Annotated in this window: 19 protein-coding genes; 11 read left to right on the top strand and 8 right to left on the bottom strand. The window is 54.7% G+C overall.

The features are described 5' to 3' along the window. Positions 1–270 precede the first annotated feature (270 nt). Positions 271–1995, top strand: a complete 1725-nt coding sequence (locus CSK29544_RS12090; protein ID WP_007889689.1) for an ABC-F family ATP-binding cassette domain-containing protein — start codon at positions 271–273, stop codon at positions 1993–1995. Positions 1996–2046: 51 nt separating this feature from the next. Here the strand turns inward: CSK29544_RS12090 and CSK29544_RS12085 are convergent, their stop codons facing one another. The 3 genes from CSK29544_RS12085 to CSK29544_RS12075 form a co-directional block, all read right to left on the bottom strand. After that, on the bottom strand, positions 2047–3591 hold the full coding sequence (locus tag CSK29544_RS12085; RefSeq protein WP_007889687.1) for a methyl-accepting chemotaxis protein: 1545 nt from the start codon (positions 3589–3591) through the stop codon (positions 2047–2049). A 110-nt stretch (positions 3592–3701) separates the two neighbouring features. Continuing rightward, positions 3702–4427, bottom strand: coding sequence for a two-component system response regulator BtsR (btsR, locus tag CSK29544_RS12080; protein WP_004388669.1), 726 nt, complete (start codon positions 4425–4427; stop codon positions 3702–3704). Further along, positions 4424–6109 (bottom strand): sensor histidine kinase, encoded by a 1686-nt coding sequence (locus CSK29544_RS12075; protein ID WP_007889684.1) that lies wholly within the window; start codon positions 6107–6109, stop codon positions 4424–4426. The genes btsR and CSK29544_RS12075 overlap by 4 nt, the downstream gene beginning before the upstream one ends. A 98-nt stretch (positions 6110–6207) precedes the next feature. Between CSK29544_RS12075 and CSK29544_RS12070 the strand changes: the two genes are divergently transcribed. Next, a complete protein-coding gene (locus CSK29544_RS12070) occupies positions 6208–6648 on the top strand; it encodes a GNAT family N-acetyltransferase (protein ID WP_029039360.1) in 441 nt (146 codons plus the stop codon). A gap of 56 nt (positions 6649–6704) precedes the next feature. Here the strand turns inward: CSK29544_RS12070 and apbC are convergent, their stop codons facing one another. Together apbC and CSK29544_RS12060 are read right to left on the bottom strand one after the other, a co-directional pair. Next, a complete protein-coding gene (apbC, locus tag CSK29544_RS12065; RefSeq protein ID WP_029039359.1) occupies positions 6705–7814 on the bottom strand; it encodes an iron-sulfur cluster carrier protein ApbC in 1110 nt (369 codons plus the stop codon). 136 nt (positions 7815–7950) lie between these two features. Further along, positions 7951–8289: a putative T6SS immunity periplasmic lipoprotein gene (locus CSK29544_RS12060; RefSeq protein ID WP_012124298.1), complete on the bottom strand. Its 339-nt coding sequence runs from the start codon at positions 8287–8289 to the stop codon at positions 7951–7953. Between the two features lie 280 nt (positions 8290–8569). On the opposite strand from CSK29544_RS12060, the gene CSK29544_RS24255 reads away from it, so the two are divergent. From CSK29544_RS24255 to CSK29544_RS23880, 9 genes are all read left to right on the top strand, one after another. Beyond that, complete coding sequence (locus tag CSK29544_RS24255; RefSeq protein WP_133053163.1) at positions 8570–8800, top strand: hypothetical protein; 231 nt, start codon at positions 8570–8572, stop codon at positions 8798–8800. 288 nt (positions 8801–9088) lie between these two features. Next, entirely contained in the window at positions 9089–9943 is an 855-nt protein-coding gene (locus CSK29544_RS12055) for a hypothetical protein (RefSeq protein WP_029039358.1), read from the top strand. A 30-nt stretch (positions 9944–9973) separates the two neighbouring features. Beyond that, positions 9974–10684 carry an ABC transporter ATP-binding protein gene (locus tag CSK29544_RS12050; RefSeq protein ID WP_015386504.1) on the top strand — a complete coding sequence of 237 codons (711 nt, stop codon included), beginning with the start codon at positions 9974–9976 and terminating at the stop codon, positions 10682–10684. Further along, positions 10644–11921 carry an ABC transporter permease gene (locus tag CSK29544_RS22920; protein WP_080700759.1) on the top strand — a complete coding sequence of 426 codons (1278 nt, stop codon included), beginning with the start codon at positions 10644–10646 and terminating at the stop codon, positions 11919–11921. Before CSK29544_RS12050 ends, CSK29544_RS22920 begins: the two co-directional genes overlap by 41 nt. Beyond that, positions 11824–13395 carry a TolC family protein gene (locus CSK29544_RS12040; protein ID WP_007899578.1) on the top strand — a complete coding sequence of 524 codons (1572 nt, stop codon included), beginning with the start codon at positions 11824–11826 and terminating at the stop codon, positions 13393–13395. Before CSK29544_RS22920 ends, CSK29544_RS12040 begins: the two co-directional genes overlap by 98 nt. Before the next feature lie 84 nt (positions 13396–13479). Continuing rightward, positions 13480–14661 (top strand): efflux RND transporter periplasmic adaptor subunit, encoded by a 1182-nt coding sequence (locus tag CSK29544_RS12035; protein ID WP_234004305.1) that lies wholly within the window; start codon positions 13480–13482, stop codon positions 14659–14661. A gap of 154 nt (positions 14662–14815) precedes the next feature. Beyond that, entirely contained in the window at positions 14816–16849 is a 2034-nt protein-coding gene (metG, locus tag CSK29544_RS12030; protein ID WP_029039356.1) for a methionine--tRNA ligase, read from the top strand. 180 nt (positions 16850–17029) lie between these two features. After that, the gene (locus tag CSK29544_RS12025) at positions 17030–17773 is read left to right on the top strand and encodes a MerR family transcriptional regulator (protein ID WP_007899569.1); all 744 of its coding nucleotides are present in this window, start codon (positions 17030–17032) and stop codon (positions 17771–17773) included. 59 nt (positions 17774–17832) lie between these two features. After that, on the top strand, positions 17833–17943 hold the full coding sequence (locus tag CSK29544_RS23880) for a protein YohO (RefSeq protein ID WP_004388656.1): 111 nt from the start codon (positions 17833–17835) through the stop codon (positions 17941–17943). On the opposite strand, the gene CSK29544_RS12015 is transcribed toward CSK29544_RS23880, so the two are convergent. The 3 genes from CSK29544_RS12015 to CSK29544_RS12005 are packed head-to-tail and all read right to left on the bottom strand — an operon-like array spanning position 17921 to position 20736. Beyond that, the gene (locus tag CSK29544_RS12015; RefSeq protein WP_007869323.1) at positions 17921–18652 is read right to left on the bottom strand and encodes an ABC transporter permease; all 732 of its coding nucleotides are present in this window, start codon (positions 18650–18652) and stop codon (positions 17921–17923) included. The genes CSK29544_RS23880 and CSK29544_RS12015 overlap by 23 nt on opposite strands. Further along, a complete protein-coding gene (locus CSK29544_RS12010; protein WP_007899565.1) occupies positions 18645–19586 on the bottom strand; it encodes an ABC transporter ATP-binding protein in 942 nt (313 codons plus the stop codon). Before CSK29544_RS12010 ends, CSK29544_RS12015 begins: the two co-directional genes overlap by 8 nt. Next, positions 19579–20736: an ABC transporter permease gene (locus tag CSK29544_RS12005; RefSeq protein WP_032976181.1), complete on the bottom strand. Its 1158-nt coding sequence runs from the start codon at positions 20734–20736 to the stop codon at positions 19579–19581. Before CSK29544_RS12005 ends, CSK29544_RS12010 begins: the two co-directional genes overlap by 8 nt. Positions 20737–20740 lie beyond the last annotated feature (4 nt).

The following is a 20740-nucleotide window of genomic DNA, read 5'->3' as shown; positions in this document are numbered from 1 at the left end:
GCGTAGTGGTGCTTAAACGCGCCGCCCGCTACACTCGCTCTACCCATCAACCTGATGAATATAAAAGGAGGACTCTTATGCTGTGCTGTGAATTGTTTGACTATTCACATCATTTTGGCGATCGCCAGAGCTCAGGCATTACCGGTATCGTGCTGCGATAACTGGACCCTGAGCGAAGATCCCATCACATCACCCTTCTCCAGGGCTTACCAGATTATCGTCAGCGATGTTTGACGAGGCATTGTTATGCCTGAAAATTCTGAGTAAGCGATGAGCACATTACTGACGGCGCACTCTCTGCGCATTGATTCCCCGTTTGGCCCGGAGCTGAACGCCCTTTCCTTTACCCTGAAAAAAGGCGACCGCATTGGCCTTATCGGTCATAACGGCTGCGGCAAAAGCACGCTTCTGAAAGCGCTGGACGGCACCCTTGCGCCTGCCGAAGGCGTTGTGACGCGCGCGGCGCGCTGTCTGCTGGCGCGCGTGGAGCAGCATCTGCCCGACGAACTGCATCAGCAGACGCTGCTGGACGCGCTGCTGGCCAGGCTGCCTGAGGCCGAGCGTGAAAGCAGCGCCTGGCGGGCGCAGGCGTTGCTCGCGAATATGGGCTTTGCCGAGGCCGCCTGGTCGCTGACGGCGGGCTCGCTTAGCGGCGGCCAGCACACACGCTTATTGCTGGCGCGGGCGCTGATTATCTCGCCCGATCTGCTGTTGCTCGACGAGCCAGGCAACCATCTGGATCTCCCGACGATGTTGTGGCTGGAGCAGTTTCTGGCCCGCTGGAACGGCAGCTTTATTCTGGTCTCCCACGACAGCGCGCTGCTGGACAGCGTAACCAACCGCACCTGGATATTGCGCGACGGTCAGCTTCAGGCGTTCGATCTCCCCTGTACGCAGGCACGCGCGGCGCTGGCGGCGCGGGATGAGAGCGACGCCCTGCGCCATAAAGCGGAGCAAAAAGAGATTGACCGCGTGACGGCGAGTGCAAAACGGCTCGCCACGTGGGGACAGGTTTATGACAACGAAGATCTGGCGCGCAAAGCCAAACAGATGGAAAAACAGGTGGCGCGGCTCAAAGAGGAGCAAACCGAACTGGCGCAGGGCAGCCGCTGGCGACTGACGCTTTCCGGCGACGCGCTGGCGGCGGATCGCCTGCTTGAGCTGGAAAATCTGGCCGTCAGCGCGGCTCCTGATACGCCGACGCTCTTTACCCTGCCGCTGGCGCGGCTCAAAAGCGGGGATCGCGTGGCGCTGCTTGGGCATAACGGCTGCGGGAAGTCGTCGCTGCTGCGCCTGCTGTGGCGACAGTGGCAAACAGGGGAAACGGTTCCCGGCGTCACCTTCCATCCGCGCGTGTCGCTCGGCTATTACGATCAGTCGCTGCATCAGTTACCGGATAACGCCACGCTGCTGGAGGCGCTGGAGCCGTTCGCGCCTGAGTTGCAACAGCGTAAGCTTGCGCTTATCAGCGCCGGTTTCCCGTGGGCGCGGCACGGGCAGCGGGTCGACACGCTGAGCGGCGGCGAGCGCTCGCGCCTGCTGTTTGTCGGCCTGTCGCTCGCGCGCTATTCGCTGCTGATGCTCGACGAGCCGACCAACCATCTCGATATGGAAGGCAAAGAGGCGCTGGCGCAAACGCTGCAAACGTTCGAAGGCGGGCTGTTGCTGGTGACGCACGACAGAACGCTGATGGAGGCAAGCTGTAACCGCTTCTGGCTCGTGGAAGATGGCGGTTTAAGCGAATGGCACAACATGGAAGCGCTGCTGGCGCGTCTGCGCGCAGCGCCGACGCAGGAGGCAGAGAATGAGGCACCTGCGGCACTCGCCGCACCGCCTGATGAGCACAGTGACGCACACCTGCTGGAGCGGCTGATTGAGCTGGAGATGCGGCTCAACGCCGATCTCGAACGCAAACCGCGCCACCAGAAACCCGCCCTGCAGGCCGAGTGGCGTAAGGAGATAGCACATCTCAGCGCCGCGCTGGGGCTGGAATAAACCAAAAAGCCGCCCTCACAGGCGGCTTTTTTATGACAACGACAACGAATATCAGGCCGAGAGGCGGAATTTCTGCACGGTGCTTTGCAGTTCTTCGGTCTGGCGCTCCAGTGCGGCGGCGGCGGCGGACACCTGCTCCACCAGCGAGGCGTTCTGCTGGGTGACAGTATCCATCTGAGTGATGGCGACGCCCACCTGCGAGATGCCCTTGCTCTGCTCTTCAGACGCCGAGGCTATCTGTTTGATGATCGTGCTGACGTTGGAAACGCCGCGGTAGATTTCCGCCATCGAATCGCCCGCCGCGTTAACCAGCTCAGAGCCTTTCTCGATACGCTCGACCGATTCGGTGATGAGCGTTTCGATTTCACGCGCGGCTTCGGCGCTGCGACTCGCGAGGTTGCGCACTTCACCTGCGACCACCGCGAAGCCGCGGCCCTGTTCGCCTGCACGCGCCGCTTCTACGGCGGCGTTGAGCGCCAGAATATTGGTCTGGAACGCAATGCTGTTAATTACGCTGGTAATATCGGCGATTTTCTTCGAGCTGCCGGAAATGCCCTGCATGGTCTCGATAACATTTTGCGCCAGCTGGCCGCCTTTACCGGCGTTTTCTGACGCGGCATGCGCCAGCTCGCTCGCCTGACGGGCGTTTTCGGCGTTAAGGCGCACGGTGGAGGTCAGCTCTTCCATGCTGGCGGCGGTCTGCTCAAGCGCTGCGGCCTGCTCTTCGGTACGGGATGAAAGATCATTATTACCCGCCGAAATTTCCGACGCACCGCGCCAGATATTCTCACTGCCGTGGCGAATGGCGCTCACCGCTTCGCGCAGTTGATCCTGCATCGCGGTCAGGAGCGGCACCAGTTTACCAACGCAGTTGCGGCCAAACGGCTCCACCGGCTGGCTGAGATCGCCACCGGCAATCAGCGTGAAATGGTTGCGGATCTTCTCAAGCGGCTTCACCAGCATCGCCACCAGATAGCGGTCGGTCAGCAGCAGAAGCAGCAGGCCAATAATCACCGCGATAATAATCACCGTTTTGGTGGTGACGGTCATGCTGTCGACGCGCTCGCGGGTGGCATCAAGCTTGGCGCCCGCCGCGGCGTTGAATTTCTCGGCGCTCGCGCCAAACGCGCGGCTGAATACCGGCGTCACTTTGCCGGCATGGGCGCGGTACGCGTCCGGCGTGCCTTCACGCGCCAGTTTCATCTGCGGGATCACGCCGTCATCCAGCAGCTTCTGCCAGTCGGCGATCACCTGTTGTGATACCGCCGGGTCGAGCGGGCCGGGAGAAAGCTGTTTAAACGCGTCGAGCTGGCGCGACATAGTGTCGAGCGCCTGCTGCGCGGATTCGAGCGATTTGGCGTCCGGCGTGCCGTTTTCCATGGCGCGGGTCAGACGGGTGACGAAGCGGAAATACTGATCGTTGCCTTTGCTGAGCACGGTCATCTGCGACACCAGCTGGCGGTCGACGCGGTTACCATCGGCCATCGCCGAGAGCGAATAGACGCTGTAGACGCCCACGGCCGCCCATAACACACAGAGTACGCCGAGCACCGTCAGCATCACTGCGCGGATAGAAAAGTCTTTAAGCAGGCCCATCAAAAAGTCCTCATTTATGCCTGATACGGATATATCCTCCCGTTATCGGCAAGCGAGGAAAAAGATGTACGGGGCGGTAACATTTATTTTACCGCCGCGATAATTGCGGATTATCCGCGTAGCCCGAGCGCCTCTTTCAGGGTTTTGAGGTAACGACGGCTGACCGGCACCGTCTGGCCGTGGCGCAGCAGCAACTCCGCCTGGCCATTCTCCTCCAGCCGGATCTCCTTCAGGTGCGCCATATTGACCAGATACTGCCGGTGACAGCGCATCAGCGGCGTACGGCTCTCCAGCGTGCGCAGCGTCAGCTCGGTGAAGCCCTCCTGCCCCTGGCTACTGGTGACATAAACGCCGCTCAGGCGGCTCGCGACAAACGCCACGTCCTCCATTTGCAGCAGCCAGATACGGCTGTGCCCGGTGCAGGGAATAAACTTCAGCGCTTCCTGGCGCTCGGTGATGGGCGTCATATCCTGCTCGCGGCGTTCATTACGCATCCGCGCGAGCGTCTTTTGCAGGCGCGCGGTCTCAATGGGCTTGAGCAGATAATCAAACGCGTGCTCTTCAAACGCCTTCACGGCGTATTCATCAAACGCGGTCAGAAAAACAATCCACGGGCGGGTGTCGGGGTCGAGCATGCCGACCATTTCAAGGCCGGAGATGCGCGGCATCTGGATATCGAGAAAGACCACATCCGGGCGCAGGCGGTGTACCGCGCCGATGGCTTCGACGGCGTTGGCGCATTCGCCCACCACCTCAATATCCGCCTCCTCTTTCAGCAGCAGGCGCAAATTTTCCCGCGCCAGCGGCTCGTCATCGACAATCAGCACGCTAATCATGTCGTTCCCTCCAGCGGTAAACGTAAGGTAATCCGGGTAAAGCGGTCCTGCTCACAGGCGACCGAAATGCCGCACTCGTCGCCAAAGCGCGCGCGCAGTCGTTTATCCACCAGGCTCATTCCAAGGCCGTTGCTGGCGGCGTTGGGCTGATAGAGCCCGGCGTTGTCTTCAATTTCCAGCACCAGATGATCGTCGTCGCGGCTGGCGCGCAGGGCGATTTCGCCAGGGCCCAAGAGCTGCGACGTGCCGTGCTTAATGGCGTTCTCAACGATCGGTTGCAACGTAAACGCGGGCAGCCGGATATGGCGCAGCTCATCGGGCAGGTTCATGCTCACCTGCAAATGCGACTGAAACCGCGCCTGTTCAATTTGCAGATAGGCGTTTACATGGTCGATTTCATCGGCGAGCGACACCACATCCGTCGGACGCTTGAGGTTTTTGCGAAAAAACGTTGAGAGATATTGCACCAGCTGGCAGGCCTGATCGCTGTCGCGGCGGATCACCGCCATCAGCGTGTTCAGCGCGTTAAAGAGAAAATGCGGGTTCACCTGGGCGTGCAGCAGTTTGATCTCCGACTGGGTGAGTAGCTGTTTCTGACGTTCATACTGGCCCGCCAGGATCTGCGCGGAAAGCAGCTGCGCGATCCCTTCTCCCAGCGTGCGGTTAATCGAGCTGAACAGACGGTGCTTCGGCTCATACAGCTTAATGGTGCCGACCACCTTGCGGTTCTCGCCGCGCAGCGGAATGACCAGCGTCGAGCCGAGCTTACAGTTCGGGTGCAGCGAACAGCGGTACGGCACTTCGTTACCGTCGGCGTAGACCACTTCGCCGGACTCAATCGCCCGCAGCGTCCAGGGGGATGAAATCGGGCTACCGGGCAGATGGTGATCCATACCGATGCCGGTAAACGCCAGCAGTTGTTCGCGATCGGTAATGGCGACCGCGCCTATCTCCAGCTCCTGGCGAATCACCTGCGCCACCTTCATGCTGTTTTCGACGTTAAACCCCTGGCGCAGAATGCCCTCTGTTGCGGAGGCAACCTTGAGCGCGGTGGCCGAAAACGCCGTGGTGTATTTCTCAAACATGGCGCGCTTGTCGAGCAGAATACGCATGAACATCGCGGCCCCGATGGTATTGGTAACGACCATAGGCGCGGCGATATTTTGCACCAGATGCAGCGCGTCGCCGAACGGGCGCGCGATCAGCAGAATAATGCCCATCTGCACCAGCTCCGCCACCAGCGTAATTGCGCCTGCGGTAAAAGGGTTGAAGATTTTATCGGTGCGCCCGCGGCGAATCAGCCAGCTATGAACGATGCCCCCGAGCAGCCCCTCGACAATCGTTGACACCATGCAGCTCAGCGCGGTCATGCCGCCGAGCGAATAGCGATGCAGACCGCCGGTAAGCCCCACCAGCCCGCCCACCAGCGGCCCGCCGAGCAGGCCGCCCATGACGGCGCCGATGGCGCGGGTATTGGCAATGGAATCCTGAATATGCAGCCCGAAATAGGTGCCCATAATGCAAAAACAGGAGAACGTGACGTAGCACAACAGCTTATGCGGCAGGCGAATCGAGACCTGAATCAGCGGGATAAACAACCGCGTTTTACTCATCACCCAGGCGATCACCAGAAACACGCACATCTGCTGGAGCAGCAATAACACCAGATTGAACTCGTACACGCCCACGCTCCGCGCTGATAATTAAGAGCGCGTAAAATACGCTGCTGTGCCATAACTTTCTATGAAGAAACCCAAAAAACGGTAAGTGAGTGTCGTTAATGAAGAAAAACGCAGTGGAGATCAGGCCCTGGGAAGAGAGCGATCGTCCGTTTTTACGCACGATCTATTTACACGCCCGGCGCGAAGGCTGGCCGTGGCTTGATGGCAGCGAATGGCAACTGGAGGATTTTGACGCCGACACGCTTGGCGAAACGATTCTGGTGGCGCAGGCGGACGGTCACCGGCTCGGGTTTGCGTCCATCGCCGAAAACGACAATTTTCTACATCACCTGTTTGTCGCCCCGGACGCTCAGGGGCGCGGCGTCGGCGCGGCGCTGCTTGAGGCCGTGCAGGCGCGGTTTACCGGCACCGGCGCGCTTAAGTGTCTTGAAAAAAACGAACGCGTGCTGCGCTTTTATGCCCGTCACGGCTGGGTGCAGGAGGGGCACGGCGACGCCCCAGAGGGCGCTTACCTGCTCCTGCATTTTCGTAAATCCTGACCATAAAAAACGCCTCCCGGAGGAGGCGTCTGTCATGGCGCGAAACGCTCCCGGCGTTACACCGCGCGAAACGCGATATCGCCCGGGATCACTTCGCCCTGCCAGTAGAGCTGCGCCGCCACTCGGCCCGCCAGCTGGCGGTAAAGCGTGGTGAATTCGCTCTCCGGGCGGGAGATAACGGTCGGCTGGCCGCGGTCGAGATCTTCACGCAGCGAGATATGCAGCGGCATCTGGCCCAGCAGCTGAGTATGATAAGTTTCCGCCAGCTTCTGCGCGCCGCCGGTGCCGAAAATCGGCTCGTGATGACCGCAATTGCTGCAAATGTGCATACTCATGTTTTCGACAATGCCGAGTACCGGCACTTCCACTTTCTCGAACATCACGATGCCTTTTTTGGCGTCGATAAGCGCGATGTCCTGCGGTGTGGTCACCACCACCGCGCCGGTCACCGGAATGTTCTGGGCGAGCGTCAGCTGGATGTCGCCGGTGCCCGGCGGCATATCCAGCACCAGATAGTCGAGATCCGGCCACATGGTTTCCTGCAGCAGTTGCAGCAGCGCTTTGCTCGCCATCGGGCCGCGCCATACCATGGCGTTATCGTCGGTCACCAGATAACCAATGGAGTTAGTGGTAAGACCGTGAGAGATAATCGGCGCCATATGGGTGCCGTCCGGCGAGGTCGGGCGTTCGCCTTCCGCGCCGAGCATCGTCGGCACTGATGGGCCGTAGATATCGGCATCGAGAATGCCCACTTTCGCGCCTTCCGCCGCGAGCGCCAGCGCCAGGTTGACGGCGGTGGAGGACTTCCCTACCCCGCCCTTACCGGAACTTATCGCGATAATGTTTTTCACACCGTTCACGCCCGGCTGGTTTTTCACGCGTTTTAAGGTGGCGATACTGTGCGACAGTTTCCAGTCGATGGCGCTGGCACCGGTTAAACGCAGTAGCTCGGCGCTCACCTGCTCTTTCAGCTCCTCGAAACCGCTGCGCCAGGCAAACGGCATCTGTAACTCGACGTGGATGGTGTCATCAAGCCAGGCGACGTGATGCAGCGCTTTCAGCGCCGTGAGGTTGTGCTTCAGGGTGGGGTGCTGGAAATTGGCTAACGTCCCGGCGACCAGCGCACGCAGCGCCTCGGGGGATTTGGCCTGGGATTGCGAATTCATCCCGACTCCTTTGTTGTTCTGATGTTAATAAATTGCAGTCATAGAATCATAACAGAGTCGCGGGGAGTAAGACGACATTAAACGCCCACAGGGGTTAGCCTGATGTGCGCTAAAGCAGGCATGTGGGCGTCTGGCTTCAGGGCGAGGTAAACGATACGGCGTATTTTTGCAGTTCACCGCCGGGCTTCATCAGCACATACTCTGCCACCCACGCTTCACCCTTCTGGTAAGCGCCGTTTGGCAGACAGGTCTGATACGCAGGTAAAAGCACCGCGTGGCGCTTCGGGTTTGGGTCATCGATGGAATAAACCGCATACTGCGTAAAGACATCCCCCGGCCCGGCCTGCGCGGTATAAATACAAACCTCGCCATTGATAATGCGCATGTCTCCGGCGCGATTAAACGTCGCCTGGTCAGCCACGCAGCCGGTTAAATTAACCAGCGACATTAGGAAAATAGCCGATAACGTTTTCATATCTGGCGATAAGTCTTTTGTCGGTGTTCCCATCGTCTTCCTTACCAAAAGTGTTATCTATGGTGTTAAATCAGCCTTTGAAGATAAGAAAACCATGAAGCGAGCAGGCAAAAGGGATTTTCCCTGGTCACCTATTATTTTTGGTGGCTAAAGTAAATGGATTCTCTGCCGTTACTCCAGACTTAGGGTTATTTTGCAAATGTTGGAAGCAAAAGCACCTTAAGGGCTCAGAACGGTATACTCAGTTCTGTGTAAAAATGGAATTTTATATGGAAAAACAATGAGAAAAAATCTTGTTTATTTATCTTTAGCACTGGCTGCATGTGCTGCTTCTCTGCCTGCAATGGCAGCGACGGGATCCATTACAAAGACAGTAGTGCCATCTTCAATCCGTCTTTACTCCGCTGGCACAGCGCCTGTTACGTCAACCTTGTTTACATTCCAGGTTGCTGACTTCCAAAAAGGCTCTGCAAACCCAACCAAAACATTGACTCTGATTCGCTTTGATTAGGCCGCATATCCCGCTGCTTATACGCACACGACGGAATTATGCATATATCAACCTTATCAGTCAGGCCCAACACGTTGTATTCCGGTAAGCAGCGGTTCTTCATCATCAACCACGGCGTTGAATGATGTACGTTTCGATGCTGGCAGTCGGATTTCTCTGCGCCATACTGTTACAGGCGCACCATCAGAGACGTTACAGCCATCACGTAACGAAAGCGTCACCGTCGAGTTTTCTTACTAAGTATCAATAGATGTAATTAACTAACCACAGGCGAGAGGGATATCAATCATGATGATCAATCAATCATATGTAACATACAAACAGATGCAGGATACGTCAGGCACCCGTTTGAAAACCATTTCCTCTCAGCCTTTTAAATTAAACAGAACACAAGAAAATACAGAGTCAGCGATTGCGAACATTAGCTTTAGTGGTAAAGAGATAATGATGTCTCGCCTTTTTGGTGACAGTGATTCTACCCCTCCTGTTCAAACACAGCTAAATGTTAATAACATGAATATGTCTTCTGTTAATTTTTTAACTACTCAAGATCAGAGTATATTATCTGACTTATACGAGCAGGCTCAAAATGAGGGTGCTGACTTGAGATATGTTGACGACTTAGCGCATGACCTGGGAACGTATCGAATGTTTAACGGTGTAATGGCAAACGTCAATGATGGAACCATGTTTGATATGGAAGGACATCAGCAAACCTTCATATTTACTGAAGCTGATACTGCTACTGCAACAAGAATTAAAAGTAGTAAAGGCTATTCCGGCTCCGTTCTTGACACAGGCTTTTTGAACTATGAATTAGACGCAGGCTATTCATTTTCGCACAAAGCCAATTTCGATTTCCTTGAAGCAGTGGTAAATGGTCAAAATTTGGGTGCTAAATTCGCTACTTACGAGGGTAAAGGACAAAAAAATTATATTATTGAAACTGCCAGTGAAGTGACATTAAAAACGGAAGAACCAGACTGGCGTAACGTCAATGGCGTATTCACTGTCACGGAGAAAGGACTGAAAAATGGCTTCAGTTTGGTTGATGGGAAATTGCTCCATGATCCCCAGAGCTTCCTTACCACTTCTTTCCCGGAAAACAAAACACTATTAGACGCATTTATTTCTCAGAAATGAAGTTGAGATGAAAAGATAAAATCACGAATAATGACAGAGGTTCAATACAATAAAGATATAATTTGCCTGAGAAATATTTCTCATTCATATCTTAAAGACCTTTCCCGGCAGGTTATATTAAATAACATTTCATTGTCAATTCCCCATGGTCAAAGTTGCGCTATTGTTGGCGCTTCAGGATCAGGGAAAAGCACGTTGCTCAACATCATTGGCCTTTTAGATAAACCTAATGTTGGAAGTGTATTTATCAATGGCACTGAAATGTCACAAGCTAATAGTGAAATAAGAGCAATAGCCAGAAACCAAATCATTGGCTTTGTCTTTCAAAGCTATAATCTTTTACCACGCCTTACAATATTAGATAACGTCGCATTACCGCTTTTCTATCGCGGCGTATCTAAATCAAATGCCTATAAGGCAGCGAAGATACAGCTGAATCGTGTTGGGCTAAGCGACAAAATCCAGTATAAACCCGCCGATCTCTCAGGTGGGCAGCGCCAGCGTGTGGCTATCGCACGATCATTAATAGGCGAACCCATATTGTTGTTGGCCGATGAGCCTACCGGTAATCTCGATAGCAAAAATGCCGAAGGCATTATTAATTTATTAATGTCACTAAATCAAACAGAAAAAACAACACTTCTGTTAGTGACGCACGATAAAAGCCTTGCTGGCTGTATGTCTCGTTGTATAGAAGTACATGATGGTACTATCAGTGAAAGATCTCATGCCAACGGCTAAACGCAATACATTCATATACTCAGAATTAAAACTCGTCTATGGTCCATCTTGCTTACACATTTTACGAGAATCTCTGGAAAACTTAAGGCTCCTCGGTCGTCGTGCATTTCTGGCTCTCATTGGAATCGCTATAGGTTGTATGGCCGTCGTTGCGTTACTAAATATTGGTCACAATGCGCAATTACAGGCAATGAGCGTCTTCAAAGGGATGGGTACCGATATGATTGCAGCGACTATTCAACTGCCTGTTGGTAATCGAAACGAGACAATTTCGGTTAATACAACCTTAAATACCAGTGATTTAAACACACTGATTCCTGAAACAATTGCAGTAGCCCCTTTAGTCTCAGCAAATATAGATGCTCTTTTCAAAGGACAAGTATTGAACGTAACAACGATAGGGAGCACTGATAAATTATCAGATGTTTTGGGCCTGCATCTCAAAGTGGGACGATTTCTTAGCATATATGATACGGGGAATACTTATGCAGTTCTGGGAGGAAATATCGCTAATCAAATGGAAAATGCAGGGAAAGACATCAAGCCGGGGGATCATATTCAGCTTGCCGGGTACCTTTTCGAGGTAATAGGGATAATCAAAAGTGATGAACAAAACCCATTGGTACCTTTTTCCGTTAATGATTCCATTTTTGTGCCCATAGACAGTATGCGTCGTATATTTCCTAACCCATACATTACAAGTGTTCTTATTCGTAATCATGATTATGAGCACGTCGTTCAAAATGCCCATATTTTACGCAACTGGCTAGCAAAAAAAAATTCCGGTTTTGAAATAAGCGTACAATTCCCTCAACAATTACTTAAAGGTATGGAAAAACAGTCACGTCTGTTTTCCTGGTTCCTTTCTGGTCTTGGAGGAATAGCGCTTTTGGTTGGTGGAGTCGGTGTTATGAATGTTATGGTGATGAACGTTGCTGAAAGGCGTCGTGAAATTGGCGTCCGTATAGCGTTAGGAGCCAGACCTAAAGATATCGCATTACTTTTCTTAATTGAATCCACCGTTCTTACTGGTCTGGGAGCACTTACCGGCGCACTTATGGGCCTTATTACAGCCTGGTTATTTGTCTATTACTCTGGCTGGGGAACTTTCTCATTATATCCCTCAGGTTTTATGCTGGGTGTTGGCGGCGCGGCAATTACAGGGCTTTTATTTGGGCTATCGCCAGCAGTCTCTGCGGCGCGTTTATCTCCTGTCCAGGCATTACGTGATGATTAAAATTTTAATAGCAATATCAATACTATTTGTGCCTGTCAGTGTAGATGCTTATTCGTTTTCAAATGAACAGGCTGTTTCTGCCGGGCAAGAAAAAAATTTAACTTTTAACTCCCCAGACATCTCATTGCATGCACAGAAAATTGAAATGACATTGGGAGATGCTATTTATTTGGGACTCCGAAACAATCGTGCTATACGTAGCGCTTATTTGAACCGTATTTCTCAGAAATTTGATCTTACAGTGTCTCAAGACAGATTCAACCCGAAATTGACGCTTAGCGGCAATTATCTTGCCACATATAACCAGGATGACCGTTATCGTCAGGGGGCTGTGTCACCAAAAACCACTATCCTGACACCTTATGGTTCAAGAGTAAGCCTTGGATGGAACTATATTAATACAAAAGCGAATATGGCTGGCTTTTCCACAAACGATGGTGCCAGCATCACTGTCATTCAACCTTTACTGCGTGGTGCCGGTAAAAATATTGCAACAGCACCTGTTCGCTTGGCACAACTGAGTGAGCAAATTAACCGGCTTAATTTAAAATCAATAATTTCACAAACTGTCACCGGGATCATTACTTCTTACAGAGCATTATTGCAGGCACAAGAGCAGCTAAAAATTGCTCGCGAATCTCTTAATCGATCACATAAATTAGTTGATGTTAACCGGGCAATGATTGCTGCAGGAAGAATGGCTGAATTTGAGATTGTACAGGCAGAAGCTGAGGTTGCCTCTCAGGAACTAAATTTTGAACAAGCCCGTAATGACCTTGACGCAAAGCGTCTGGAGTTATTGCAATTACTCTCTCTCGATTTAAACACGCCAATAGAAGCAACCGAATCACTTCAGGCACATGATACAAAAGTTGATGTTGTACAGGCTATAAAGCAAGCAGAATACTCCCAGCCGCAATGGCTCATAAAGCTTATTGAAAATGAGCAGGCAAATATTGACCTGGCAGTAGCTCACAATAATAGCCAATGGGATGTATCCCTTGTTGGTGGAGCCAATCAAGTGCGCAGACGAGATAATCAGTCTGGGGTATCCAGGACATGGGAGAACTACGTAGGCATACAGGTCGAAATACCGGTCAATGACATGAGTATCCACCAGGCAGAAGTACAGGCCAGGGTAAATGTACGTAACAGTGGAATCCAGCTTGCCGAAGCTCACCAGCAACTGGAGCGAGAGGTAACGAACGCAGTGCGAGATATTAACGCTCGCTGGCGGCAATATGAAATCTCGCAACGTGCCCGGGATCTATCCCTTCGTAAGCTGGAGATCGAACGTGAGAAACTTACCGTAGGACGTTCAAGTAACTTCCAGGTATTGAGTTATGAAAATGATCTTCGCAATGCTGAAAATGCGCGTCTGAATACGCTAATAAATTATCTTAATGCCCAGGCTGAACTGGATCAGCAACTGGGTACTACCCTGCAAAGTTGGGACATAACAATTAATGATTAATTTTCCTTTAGCATCTAAATATTTAACAACAGCGCGCCTGAAGCCTTTTTTACTATTTTTTTAGTTATAGCATTTATTACTGGCTTGGGGCTAATATTACAAAAGGAAGATGAGCAAAAAGTTCAAGTCGTTGATAAAAATTGGCTTCAGATAAGACCAGAAAGGCTGGAGCAAAATATTGGACTGGTTGGGCGTATTGAGGCAGTACGTCAGCAAACTCTTTCAGCTCCGTTTGAAGGTGTCATTAAAGAAATAATGGTACAGGAAGGTCAACGTGTTGCGGCTAATCAGATACTGGCTCACATTAATCCTGAGCAAATTCAAATCCAGTTACGTCAGGCACAGGGAGATTTGTTAAAGGCACAGCGAGAACTGCATCAATTAAAAAACTGGAGCAACAGCCCAGACGTTGTCCGGGCCAGGAGAGCCTTAAAGGCCTCACAGGATAGCTTGAATGCAACATATGCAAATTTGCGGGAAACGCAATTATTATTCAAACGCGGCATCGTTGCCCGTATGGAGGTTGATTCGCTTGAAGCGCAATTACGTTCTCAACAACAAGATTTATCCGCCTCTCAGGATGAACTCAATGTTATTGAACTGAAAGGCCAGGGTGAAGAGTATGAACTTGCCAGGTTAAATCTGGTTAATGCACAAGCGCGATTTCAAATGTTGCTCGCCCAATCTCAACGCCAAATTATCACAGCGCCTTTTGCAGGGGTTATAGTTCGACAGTCACCGATGGAAAATAGTAAAAAAATCGTTATTCAGCCAGGAATGACGGTAAACCAGGGAACACCCCTTTTAACACTTGTCAGTCTCGATCATTTGCAGGTCGTGACAAAAGTCGAAGAGTCAGACATACATAGAATACATGAAGGCATGCCAGTAAAAATAACCGGAGATGGATTTGTCGGAGAAGAGTTGGAGGGTCATGTCAGCGCTATTGCCGTTCAGAGTGATGCAGCAGATGCTTCAGGAATGTCGGTCTATTACGATGTCATCATTTCAGTAGATACGCCATCAAAAGGAGCCAGAATAGGTATGAGTGCACATCTGGCGATAATACTTTATATGAATGAGAAGGGAATTGCCGTTCCCCCGGAGGCGCTGCATCAGGATATCAACGGGGTTACATGGGTAAACTATCGTGCTGCAGAGGAAGGCCCCATAAAAAAAATTGAAGTTAAAACCGGTAAATCGGTTGTACAAGGTATTGAGGTAAAAGGACTGGAAGCAGGCTATATTGAGGTTCCCTTAAAATAAGCTAACGCATTCTGTCTGTTCATTATGTATAGCGAGCGTAGAACAGGAGCGTTTATCGTCATTTTTGCGCGCTTTTACCGCCGCGCGGTACTCAACGCGGGTGGATTCGGGTACTATGACTGCCCCATTTGCCACAGAAGACGTAATACTCACTATGACTCAAGTCGCGAAAAAAATTCTGGTAACGTGCGCGCTGCCGTACGCCAACGGCTCCATCCACCTCGGCCATATGCTGGAGCACATCCAGGCTGATGTCTGGGTCCGTTACCAGCGAATGCGCGGCCACGAGGTTAATTTCATCTGCGCCGACGACGCCCACGGCACGCCTATCATGCTCAAGGCCCAGCAGCTTGGCATTACGCCGGAGCAGATGATTGCCGAGATGAGCAAAGAGCATCAGACCGATTTTGCGGGCTTTAACATCAGCTATGACAACTATCACTCTACGCACAGCGACGAAAACCGCGTGCTGTCGGAGCTGATTTATACTCGCCTCAAAGAAAACGGCTTTATTAAAAACCGTACCATTTCGCAGCTCTACGACCCGGAAAAAGGCATGTTCCTGCCGGACCGTTTTGTAAAAGGCACCTGCCCGAAATGTAAATCCCCGGATCAGTACGGCGATAACTGCGAAGTCTGCGGCGCGACCTACAGCCCGACGGAGCTTATCGAGCCGAAATCGGTCGTTTCCGGCGCCACGCCGGTGATGCGTGATTCTGAACACTTCTTCTTCGATCTGCCGTCGTTCAGCGAAATGCTGCAGGCGTGGACCCGCTCCGGCGCGCTCCAGGAGCAGGTGGCGAACAAAATGCAGGAGTGGTTTGAATCCGGCCTGCAGCAGTGGGATATCTCCCGCGACGCGCCCTACTTCGGTTTTGAAATCCCGAACGCGCCGGGCAAATATTTTTACGTCTGGCTGGATGCGCCTATCGGCTACATGGGCTCGTTCAAAAATCTGTGCGACAAGCGCGGCGATACCGTGAGCTTTGACGAGTACTGGAAAAAGGATTCTGACGCCGAGCTGTATCACTTTATCGGTAAAGATATCGTCTACTTCCACAGCCTGTTCTGGCCTGCAATGCTCGAAGGCAGCGGTTTCCGTAAACCGACCAACCTGTTTGTCCACGGCTACGTGACGGTCAACGGCGCGAAAATGTCTAAATCGCGCGGCACGTTCATCAAGGCCAGCACCTGGCTGAACCATTTCGACGCCGACAGCCTGCGCTACTACTACGCGGCGAAGCTCTCCTCCCGCATCGACGATATCGACCTGAATCTGGAAGATTTCGTGCAGCGCGTGAACGCCGACATCGTCAACAAAGTGGTCAACCTGGCGTCGCGCAACGCGGGCTTTATCGCCAAACGTTTTGACGGTGAATTAGCCGCTGAACTGGCTGATCCGGCGCTCTACCAGACCTTCACCGACGCGGCTGCCGTGATTGGCGAGGCGTGGGAGAGCCGTGAGTTTGGTAAGGCTATCCGCGAAATCATGGCGCTTGCTGACCTCGCGAACCGCTACGTGGATGAGCAGGCACCGTGGGTAGTTGCCAAACAGGAAGGCCGCGACGCCGATCTGCAGGCGATTTGCTCTATGGGTATCAACCTGTTCCGCGTGCTGATGACCTACCTGAAGCCGGTACTGCCGGAGCTGTGCGCCCGTGCCGAAGCGTTCCTGAATGTCGAGCTGACCTGGGATGGCGTTAACGCCCCGCTGCTCGGCCATAAAGTGAACAGCTTTAAAGCACTCTATAACCGTATTGAGATGAAACAAGTGGAGGCGTTAGTGGAAGCATCCAAAGAAGAAGTGAAAGCGGCGGCGGCACCTGCGACTGGCGAGCTGGCGGACAACCCGATCCAGGAAACCATCACGTTTGACGATTTCGCGAAAATCGACCTGCGCGTGGCGCTGATTGAAAACGCGGAATTTGTGGACGGCTCTGACAAACTGCTGCGCCTGACGCTGGATCTGGACGGCGAAAAACGTAACGTCTTCTCCGGCATCCGCTCCGCCTACCCGGACCCGCAAGCGCTGATTGGCCGCCTGACCGTTATGGTGGCGAACCTCGCGCCGCGTAAAATGCGTTTCGGTATCTCAGAAGGCATGGTGATGGCCGCGGGCCCTGGCGGGAAAGATATCTTCCTGTTAAGCCCGGACAGCGGCGCGAAGCCGGGCCAGCAGGTGAAATAACCTGACGCCCAGCGCGCCAGCAGCGCCATAAAACGAAGGGGAGATGCTTATCTCCCCTTTTTTCGTCCAGCGTCGTGGTTATCGCCTTTTTGCCTGCGGGATACAGGATACAAACTCTTTTTCCCGGTTCGTGCATCACCTACTACATTTAACGGGTACCATTCCCCGAAGAGAACCAGTATGGCGTTATATACGATTGGCGAAGTGGTCGATCTCTGTGAAGTTAACCCCGTGACGCTGCGCGCGTGGCAGCGCCGTTACGGACTGCTTAAACCCGTGCGCACCGACGGCGGCCACCGTTTGTTCAGCGAGGCGGATATCGACCGTATCCGCGAAATCAAACACTGGATTGAGCAAGGCGTTCAGGTCAGTAAAGTCAAAACCCTGTTAAGCCAGGACAGCGCCGATGAGCCGGAAGGCTGGCGCGAGCGCCAGGAGATGCTGCTTGCGAAACTGCGCAGCGGCAACCCGGGCCAGGTGCGGCACTGGGTAAGCGAATTAGGACGCGACTACCCGGCCCAGATGCTGGTGCGCCATCTCTACACCCCGCTGCGCCGCAGGATGCAGCTACAGCACGCCACGCTGCATGCGCTCTTAAGCCTGCTCGACGGCATTCTGATTAACTACATCGCGCTTTGTCTGCAATCCGCATGGAAAAAGCCGGGCAACGACGCGCTGGTGGTCGGCTGGAATCATCAGGATGCGACGCAGATCTGGCTCGCGGCCTGGGTGGCGGTGCAAAAAGGCTGGCGGGTGGATGTGCTGGCGCAACCGCTGGTTCAACTGCGCCCTGAACTCTTTCCTGGCAGAACGCTGCTGGTGTGGTGCGGCGAACCGCCCGCGGCGCGTCAGCTTGAGCAAATTGCCGCCTGGCATGCGCAGGGCCACGCCATTTTCTCGCTCCATGAACCGGAAACCATTTAAAGGTTCATTAACAGGCGCGCTTCACCGTATACTTACGCGGTTAACATAAGGAGCAACGCATGAAATTTGTCAGAATCGGGCTTATCACCGGCATGGTCCTGATGGCCATCGGCGGTATCGGCGGCGTTATGCTGGCCGGCTACACCGTTATCCTGCATTCCGGTTCATAACCCGCGCCAGACGCTCAAAGAGCCGGTCCACCAGAACCGCCGCCAGCGCCACCAGCACCGCACCCTGAATCACATACGCCGTGTTAAACCCACTCAGGCCGATGATAATCGGGGTGCCGAGCGTGCTGGCTCCCACGGTGGAGGCGATGGTGGCAGTGCCGATATTAATAATCACCGACGTGCGTATCCCCGCCAGCATCACGCCAGACGCCAGCGGCAACTCGACTTTGCGTAAGATCTGAGCGCGGCTCATGCCGACGCCCCGCGCCACCTCTTTCACGTCCTCCGGCACCGCGCTTAAGCCCGCAAGCGTGCCCTGCAACACCGGCAACAGGCCGTAAAGAATGAGCGCGACAATCGCAGGCTCGCGCCCGAAGCCCATTACCGGCACCGCAATCGCCAGCACCGCCACTGGCGGGAACGTCTGACCGGCGGCGGCGAGCGTTTCGGCGAGCGCGCGAAACTCACGCCCCCACGGGCGCGTCACCGCAATCCCCACCGCGACGCCGCAGGCGACCGACACCGCGCCTGCCGCCGCCACCAGCCCGAGATGCGAAAGCGTGAGCGCGACAAAGCTTTCCTGAAGATAGACCGGGCGCGCCAGCCCCGGAAACAGCCAGTGGAACAGCCCTTCGCTGTGCGGCATCGCCAGCAGCAGCGCGACAAACAGCAGCGCCAGCCAGAGCAGCGGATCGCGCAGTCTATTCACCCCGCGCCTCCCGCTGATTCACCAGATGGCGAAAGCGCAGCACGCCGCGGTGCGCGCCGTTTGCATCCACCACAGACAGCGCTTCGCACTGGCGTTCGACAAACACTGACATCGCCTCGCGCAGCGTTAAGGTTTCCGCCACCGGCGCGCCGTCGACCATGCCAGGCTCAATGAAATCCTTCACCTGTTTGAGCGACAACAGCCGCACGCCAAGCTCGCTGCGCCCGAAAAAGTCACGCACGAAGTCATTGCGCGGCGCGGTGAGCAGCGCCAGCGGCGTGCCCTGCTGCACCACTTCGCCGTTATCCATCAGCACCAGATGCTCGGCAAGCCCCAGCGCCTCGTCGATGTCATGCGTCACCAGCACAATCGTGCGGCCGAGCAACTGATGTATGCGGCGCATCTCCTGTTGCAGCGCGCTGCGCGTGACCGGATCGAGCGCGCCGAACGGCTCGTCCATCAGTAATACTTCCGGGTCAGCCGCCAGCGCGCGCGCCACGCCGACGCGCTGCTGCTGGCCACCTGAGAGCTGATGCGGGTAGCGATCGCGAAATGCGTCAGGCGTGAGCCCAAGCAGCGCGAGCAGTTCATCCACCCGCGCCTGAATGCGCGCCTTCGGCCACTTCAGCAGCTGCGGCACCGTCGCGACGTTTTGCGCCACCGTCCAGTGCGGAAACAGCCCGACCGACTGGATCGCATACCCCATGCGCCGGCGTAGCGCTTCGGGCGAAAACTGGCGGATCTCCTCGCCCGCGAAGCGGATTTCGCCCGCGTCGTGCTCCACCAGCCGGTTAATCATCTTGAGCGTGGTAGACTTACCGGAGCCGGAGGTGCCAATCAGCACCGAGAATGCGCCTTCGGCGAACGTCAGGCTTAAGTCTTTCACCGCCGTGCCGCCGTTGTAAAACTTGCTGACCTGCTTAAATTCAATCATTTCTTTTTGTCTCCAGCGCGCCGATGGCGAGCGTAAACAGCGCGTCCAGCACCACCGCCAGCGCCACGACCGGGATAACGCCAAGCAGCACCAGATCGAGCGCGCTGCTAAGCAACCCCTGAAAAACCAGCGCGCCGAAGCCGCCTGCGCCAATCAGCGCGGCCACCACCGCCATACCGACCGTCTGCACCGCCACCACACGCAGGCTGCGCAGCCAGACGGGCAGCGCCAGCGGTACGTCGACATGCCATAAGCGCTGCCAGGCGGACATTCCCACCCCGCGGGCGCTCTCACGCACCGCGTCGGGCACCTGCCCGAGCCCGGCCACTACGCCGCGCACCAGCGGCAGCAGCGCATAGAGCGTGAGCGCAATCAGCGCAGGTGCAAGCCCGGTGCCGGAGACGCCCAACGCGCCGAGCGCCGGAAACGCCTGCGCCAGCCCCGCAAGCGGGGCCATCAACAGGCCAAAGAGCGCCACAGACGGCACCGTCTGAATAATATTGAGCGCAGCGAACAGTCCCGGCTGCCAGCGCGGGCGTCGGTGACACAAAATGCCGAGCGGCAGCCCGATAACGATAGCGGGTGCCAGCGTGCCGAAAAGCAGCGTCAGGTGGCGCGCGGTGGCGTCATCAAACACCGTCTGGCGGTTGGCGTATTCTTTAAGCAGCGACAGCGCATCAAAATGACCGCTCAGCAGAAGCCAGAGCGGCGCAATCCAGATCTGCGCCTGTAACAGCCAGCGCCCGAGCGGCTGGCGCGTCAGCCTGCCGATAGCGTCGCTTGCGGCAAGCAGCGAGACCGCGAGCATCAGCCACAGGCCGCTGCCGGGCGAGGTACGCGCCAGACGGCTACCGGTTTCGGCAAGCCGCGTCGCCTCTTCGCCGGTCACAAAAAGCAGCGTGATAAAAAGCGCCTGCGCCGCAACCAGAATCAGCAGCGCGCCCGGTTTTCCGGGGACAAAGGCGAGTAAACAGAGCAAGACCGGCAGCGCCCATAATGCGGGCACGGCGGCAGGGAAAAGCCCGGAGAGACCGAGCGGCGCGCCGGAGACCAGCCGGTTCGGCGCGTAATTTAAAAAGGGCAACAGGGCGGCGGCGGCCAGCAGGACCGCCAGCAGCACCAGCACCCGGTTATGGCATCTGATTGACAAAACG

The organism is Cronobacter sakazakii (genome assembly GCF_000982825.1).
Classification (GTDB): Bacteria; Pseudomonadota; Gammaproteobacteria; order Enterobacterales; family Enterobacteriaceae; genus Cronobacter; species Cronobacter sakazakii.
The sequence above is the reverse complement of the archived record's forward strand: the minus strand, read 5'-3'. Positions and strand labels throughout refer to the sequence as shown.

Excerpts from the sequence above, each read along its gene's own strand:
- apbC (WP_029039359.1), bottom strand. The coding sequence starts at position 7,814 with ATGAATTCGCAATCCCAGGCCAAATCCCCCGAGGCGCTGCGTGCGCTG.
- CSK29544_RS22920 (WP_080700759.1), top strand. The coding sequence starts at position 10,644 with ATGATGGTACTATCAGTGAAAGATCTCATGCCAACGGCTAAACGCAAT.
- CSK29544_RS12070 (WP_029039360.1), top strand. The coding sequence starts at position 6,208 with ATGAAGAAAAACGCAGTGGAGATCAGGCCCTGGGAAGAGAGCGATCGT.
- CSK29544_RS12055 (WP_029039358.1), top strand. The coding sequence starts at position 9,089 with ATGATGATCAATCAATCATATGTAACATACAAACAGATGCAGGATACG.
- CSK29544_RS24255 (WP_133053163.1), top strand. The coding sequence starts at position 8,570 with ATGAGAAAAAATCTTGTTTATTTATCTTTAGCACTGGCTGCATGTGCT.
- CSK29544_RS12060 (WP_012124298.1), bottom strand. The coding sequence starts at position 8,289 with ATGAAAACGTTATCGGCTATTTTCCTAATGTCGCTGGTTAATTTAACC.
- CSK29544_RS12085 (WP_007889687.1), bottom strand. The coding sequence starts at position 3,591 with ATGGGCCTGCTTAAAGACTTTTCTATCCGCGCAGTGATGCTGACGGTG.
- btsR (WP_004388669.1), bottom strand. The coding sequence starts at position 4,427 with ATGATTAGCGTGCTGATTGTCGATGACGAGCCGCTGGCGCGGGAAAAT.
- metG (WP_029039356.1), top strand. The coding sequence starts at position 14,816 with ATGACTCAAGTCGCGAAAAAAATTCTGGTAACGTGCGCGCTGCCGTAC.
- CSK29544_RS12090 (WP_007889689.1), top strand. The coding sequence starts at position 271 with ATGAGCACATTACTGACGGCGCACTCTCTGCGCATTGATTCCCCGTTT.
- CSK29544_RS12050 (WP_015386504.1), top strand. The coding sequence starts at position 9,974 with ATGACAGAGGTTCAATACAATAAAGATATAATTTGCCTGAGAAATATT.
- CSK29544_RS12025 (WP_007899569.1), top strand. The coding sequence starts at position 17,030 with ATGGCGTTATATACGATTGGCGAAGTGGTCGATCTCTGTGAAGTTAAC.
- CSK29544_RS12010 (WP_007899565.1), bottom strand. The coding sequence starts at position 19,586 with ATGATTGAATTTAAGCAGGTCAGCAAGTTTTACAACGGCGGCACGGCG.
- CSK29544_RS23880 (WP_004388656.1), top strand. The coding sequence starts at position 17,833 with ATGAAATTTGTCAGAATCGGGCTTATCACCGGCATGGTCCTGATGGCC.